4 protein-coding genes are annotated in these 5265 nt (G+C 72.6%); 3 read left to right on the plus strand and 1 reads right to left on the minus strand.

Annotation, left to right across the window (positions count from 1 at the left end):
• A partial coding sequence (locus ETD83_RS43265) for a peptidase inhibitor family I36 protein (protein ID WP_171064691.1) occupies nt 1-1153 on the minus strand: 1153 nt, incomplete at its 3' end.
• A gap of 659 nt (nt 1154-1812) precedes the next feature.
• Between ETD83_RS43265 and ETD83_RS38985 the strand changes: the two genes are divergently transcribed.
• The 3 genes from ETD83_RS38985 to ETD83_RS38995 all read left to right on the plus strand — a co-directional run.
• Nucleotides 1813-2517 carry an alpha/beta fold hydrolase gene (locus ETD83_RS38985; RefSeq protein ID WP_138650210.1) on the plus strand — a complete coding sequence of 235 codons (705 nt, stop codon included), beginning with the start codon at nt 1813-1815 and terminating at the stop codon, nt 2515-2517.
• 72 nt (nt 2518-2589) lie between these two features.
• Nucleotides 2590-3426: an alpha/beta fold hydrolase gene (locus ETD83_RS38990; protein WP_138650212.1), complete on the plus strand. Its 837-nt coding sequence runs from the start codon at nt 2590-2592 to the stop codon at nt 3424-3426.
• A 179-nt stretch (nt 3427-3605) separates the two neighbouring features.
• A partial coding sequence (locus ETD83_RS38995; RefSeq protein ID WP_171064692.1) for an ATP-binding protein occupies nt 3606-5265 on the plus strand: 1660 nt, incomplete at its 3' end.

Consider the following 5265-nt stretch of genomic DNA (forward strand, 5'->3'; position numbering starts at 1 on the left):
CCTGCGACTCGATCGTCGCCTCCGGCGGGAACCCCGCCATCCCCACCCGGACGGACCAGTTCCAGGGCTCGTCCCGCAACCGCCGCGCCATCGCGACCACGGCCTTGCGCGCGGCGTTCCGGTTGCCGGTCAGCGCGATCGGCCCCGGCAGCGCGGCGAGGTTCGCCCACATGCCCGGCCGCACCGCGGCGAGCAGCGGGTAGGGGGCGGCGGCCGGATCGACGTCCTCGCCGCGCTCGCCGATGCCGGCGACGGGCAGGTGCCAGCGCGTCCCGCCGGGAGCGGCACGCCAGGGCCGCGGTGCCTGCCCGTCGGCGGCGACCAGGTGCAGCGCCACCTCGGCATCGTCGATCGTCACCGCGCGCACCTTCGGCACGTCGCGCCCCTCGTCCTCGCAGTCGATCGTCAGCAGCAGCAACGCATGGTGGACGCGGCGGGCCGCGCCCGTGTCGGTCGCGGTCCGGGGCACCGGGGCGGCGGCCTGGCGCCGGCGGCTCAGGATCAATCCACCGGTTCCCAGGGCCAGGAGCGCCGCGACGCCGCCGGCGATCGCGGCCACGGGACCCCACGCGACGCCGCCGGACCGACCGGCGGCCGGCTCGGTCGCGGCCACGACGACCGGCGGTGCGCTCGGCAGTCGCGGCGCCAGGGACGGCAGCGGGAGGCCCGGGGAGGCCTCGGGCTTCTTGCTCTTCTCGGGCCGCGCCGACGGGGTCGCCGCCTTCTCCGGCGTCGGGGCGGTCGCGGGGCCGGACTTCTTCGGCTTCGGCCGTCCGGCGCTCCCGGACCTGACGCAGGCCGCGCCGCTACTGGGATGGACGCGCAGGGAACTGACACCCGCGCCTATCCTGCTCATCGACGAACCGGGCGGCAGGCACGCCATCAAGCCCTTGAAATCGATGTCGTCGTACAGGCCGAGGAAGCTGCCGCTGCTGTTGCTCACCGAGCGTGTCTGATCGTTGAAGAACCACCAGTCACCGTCCATCTTGAGGTCGGTGTCGCCGTTGTTGGTGCCGATGAGGCCGCCGCCGTCCGCCAGGTCCGGCTTTCCGTAGAGGCACCAGAAACCGTCGTTGTCACGGCACGGAACTTCGGCCCGCACGCTCGGCGGCGGGCCGACGATCGCGGCGGCGACGAGCAGCGCACCGAACACCGCACCGGCCCTCAGTAAATGACGCGATGGCGGATTCTTCCCGGGCCGCCCGCGCGGCACCGCGATCCCATGTCGGCTCATGGCGACAAGACTCGCGGAACCCGTAGAACCCCGAATCCCAGGAGGCTACCCAATCACCGGTACAGCCTGCTGTACCGAACGGACGATCCCGCAGTTCAGCACCGCATTCGCCCGGGTCCTGCGCCGCGCCGGGCCTCAGCCGGACACGCTCGTGCACCCGCCGGCCGTCGACCAAGGCCACGGCTGGACGCTCGAGCCTTACAACCGCCTCAACGGCCCCGAGAAGCTGGACATCGGCCCGTATCCCCCGATGCAGTCGCGCCCGCACCCCTTCTGATCAGCGTGCTGAGCGTCTGGAGCAGCGGCCGGGCCCACACGTCCACCAGGCGCTCGCCCGAGGACCGTCCCAACGTGGACTCTGCGCAGCTGTCTCGGGGTTTGGGACCTGGAGTAACGGCGAGGGCCCTTCAGAGCAAGGGGGCTCATGTATGTCACGGAACGTGGGCCAAGGTGGACGCTGCCCGTATTACGTCATTTGACGGAATCCAGGCGTCCGCCGCCCGTTCTAGCGTTCCGGCATCTCCCCCTTTCCACCGTCCAGCCTGCGGGTCCAAGCCGCGGGCGAAGGAGGCAGCGTCATGAACGCAGGCCCGGAAGTGAAGAACGTCGTGCTGGTGCACGGGGGGTTCGTCGACGGCTCCGGCTGGCAGGGGGTGTACGAGCACCTGACCGCCGACGGCTACCGGGTGGCCGTGGTGCAGAACCCGACCCTGTCGCTGGCCGGGGACGTCGCCGCCACCCACCAGGTCCTGGACGGTCTGGACGGCCCCGCCGTCCTGGTCGGCCATTCCTACGGCGGTGTCGTCATCACCGAGGCCGGCAACCACCCGGGCGTCGCCGGGCTCGCCTACATCGCCGCCTTCGCGCCGGACAAGGGCGAGTCGGTCAACTCGCTGATCGCCGACCCGCCGCCCGGCGCGCCCGTCCCGCCGATCCTGCCGCCCAAGGACGGCTTCCTGTTCCTGGACCGGGACAAGTTCGCCGCGTCGTTCGCCGCGGACCTGCCGGAGGCTCAGGCGGCGTTCATGGCCGACTCGCAGGTGCCGTGGGGTGTGGACGCGCTGGGCGGGGCGGTGTCGGAGCCCGCGTGGCGGGTCAAGCCGTCCTGGTACCTGATCGCCGCCGACGACCGGATGATCCCGCCACCCGCCCAGCGCGCCATGTCCGAGCGCGCCGGGTCGACCGTCACCGAGACGCCGGGCAGCCACGCGGTCTACGTGTCCAACCCGGCCGCTGTGGCCGGTGTCATCGCCCAGGCCGCTGAGGCCCTCACTGCCCGGTAGCTCTGGCCTTTCCGTCATCACCGTCTCGCCCGGCACGGTTGACCGGGCGAGACCTCCTCTTCAAGGAGCCCCATGCAGGTTCGACGCACGATCACCCGCCGCAGGGCGCTCGCGGGCGGTGTCGCCGTCGCCGCGACGGCCATGATGCTGGCGCCGTCCGCCTCGACCGCGGCCACCGGCCCCACCACGAGCGGGGCCAAGCCGACCATCGTGCTCGTGCACGGCGGCTTCGCCGACGCCTCCGGCTGGAACGGTGTCATCAAGCGGCTCCAGCACGACGGCTACACGACCGTCGCCCCGGCCAACCCGCTGCGCGGCCTGCCGACCGACGCCACCTATACCAGCAGCGTCCTCAAGTCGATCAATGGCCCGATCGTCCTGGTCGGCCACTCCTACGGCGGCGCCGTCATCACCAACGCCGCCGCCGGCAACCCCAACGTCAAGGCGCTGGTCTACATCGCGGCGTTCGCCCCCGACAAGGGGGAGCAGCTCGGCGTCCTGCTCGACAAGTTCCCCGGGAGCGAGATCGGTTCCTCGGTGCAGGCGGTGCCGTACCCCAGCCCGGACGGGACCACCGGCACCGACCTCTACCTGCGTGCCGACAAGTTCCGCAGCGCGTTCGCCGCCGACCTGCCCGCGTCCACGACCCGGATCATGCAGGCCACCCAGCGTCCGTTCGCGGCCTCGGCCCTCACGGATATCACTCAGGCGGCCGCGTGGCGCACCATCCCCTCATGGGCGCTGGTCGCCACCCAGGACAAGGCCATCCCGCCCGCCCTGGAGCGCTTCTTCTACCAGCGCGCCAAGTCCCACGTCATCGAGGTCAAGGGCGCGTCCCACGTGCCCATGATCAGCCATCCGGGGACCACCGCCCGCCTCATCGAGAACGCCGCCGCGGCCACCAACTGACCCCCGCCCCACCAGCCCGGCCCGTGGACGACGGGCCGGGCACGCTCACGACCCCATCGACGACCACGACAGCCTGAACAAGGCGCCCCGGGGCCTCGAACCTGACCTTTGCCGAGCGGCCGATCCGGTGAGTCCAACGCGCGCTGGACATGTTTCGGCTGGTGGGAGAAGGTCGGGAGATGGACGGGAGCGGCGGACGCCGCGATCAGGCGGCCGCCGGGCCGCCGGGGCTGTTCGGCCGCGAAGCCGAGATCGAGCGACTGCGCCTGTTCGTCGGGCGGATCGGCCAGGGCGGCGGGGAGCCGCTTCTGCTCTCGGGTGATCCGGGAGTCGGCAAGACCTCCCTGCTGGACGAGGCCGCCGCCATCGCCACCGGCTCCGGGACCCGGGTTCTGCGGGCGACCGGGTCCCAGTTCGAAGCCGAGGTCTCCTTCGCCTCGCTCCACCAGCTCCTGCACCCCTGCGCAGCGAAGCTGACCAGCCTGAGCCCGTTGCACGCGCAGGCACTCAACGTCGCCCTCTACCTGGGCGAAGGGTCACCGCCCGCGCCGCTGCTCGTCGCCGGCGCGGTCCTGGCGTTGCTCCAGCAGGCCGCCGGTGAACGGCCGCTGCTGCTGATCGTCGACGACCTGCCGTGGCTCGACCGGGCCAGCGCGCTCGTGCTCGGCATGGTGGCGCGCCGCCTCACCGGCCTGCCGGTGGCGCTCCTGGCCGCGTCCCGCACCGGCGAGTCCAGCTTCTTCGACCAGGGCGACCTTCCCGTCACGCGCGTGGAACCCTTGAGCGAGCAGGCCGCGGCGGCGCTGCTGGCCGGCCGCTACCCGGCGATGACGGCCCGGGTACGGCGGCGCCTGATCGACGACGCCCAAGGCAACCCGCTCGCCCTGCTCGAACTCCCGGTCTCCCTGGGCGACCCGTCCCGCGCCGTCGCCGGGGCCCTGCCCGCGACGCTCCCCCTGAGCCAGCGTTTGCAGAAGACGTTCATCTCCCGCATCCAGGCGCTGCCGTCCTCGGTCTTCGAACTGCTGCTGCTGGCCGTCCTGGACGGCACGGGCGAGCTGCGGCTCATCCGCGAACTCGCCACCGACCGCGGGGGCGAAGGGCTCGGACCCGCCGAACGCGCCGGTCTCGTCCGCGCCGACGAGTCCACGGAACAGCTGGCGTTCCGCCACCCGCTCATCCGATCGGCGATCGAGGCGTGGTCGACCAGCGGGCAGCGCCGCCGCGCGCACGCCGAGCTCGCCGCGCACCTGGCCGACCGGCCCGAACGGCACGCCTGGCACCTGGCCGAAGCCACCGAGGAACCCGATGAGCGCGTCGCGGCGCTGCTGCAGCAGGTCGCCCACACCAACCTGCGACGCGGCGACTCCGTCGGCGCGGTCACCGAACTGCTGCGCGCCGCCGAGCTCAGCCCGTCCGGCAAAGGACGCAGCGAACGCCTGGCCGAAGCCGCCTACCTGGGCTCCATCGTCACCGGCGACATACGCGACGCACCCCGCCTCCTGGAACAGGCCCGCCGCGCCCACCCCGGACCCGGCGGACCGCTGTCGACCGCCGTCGCCGGCGCCTACCACCTTCTGCACGGCGACGGCGACATCGACACCGCCCACCGGCTGCTGACCACCGCCATCGGGGAACTGGACGACCCGCGCGACGCCCGCAGCAAGGTCCTCATCGAGGCGCTCTACACCCTGCTCATGATCTGCTTCTTCGGCGGCCGCGCCGAGCTGTGGCCACCGCTGCACACCATCGTGGACGGCCTCGTCCCGCGCCCACCCCAGCTGCTGGCGATCCTGTCGAAGACCTTCAGCGACCCGGCCCGCCTCACCCCCGCCATGC

The organism is Actinomadura soli (assembly GCF_005889715.1).
Taxonomy (GTDB): Bacteria; Actinomycetota; Actinomycetes; order Streptosporangiales; family Streptosporangiaceae; genus Spirillospora; species Spirillospora soli.

Bases quoted from the DNA above. Each gene is read 5' to 3' on its own strand.
- ETD83_RS38990 (WP_138650212.1), top strand. From the start codon at position 2,590: ATGCAGGTTCGACGCACGATCACCCGCCGCAGGGCGCTCGCGGGCGGT.
- ETD83_RS38985 (WP_138650210.1), top strand. From the start codon at position 1,813: ATGAACGCAGGCCCGGAAGTGAAGAACGTCGTGCTGGTGCACGGGGGG.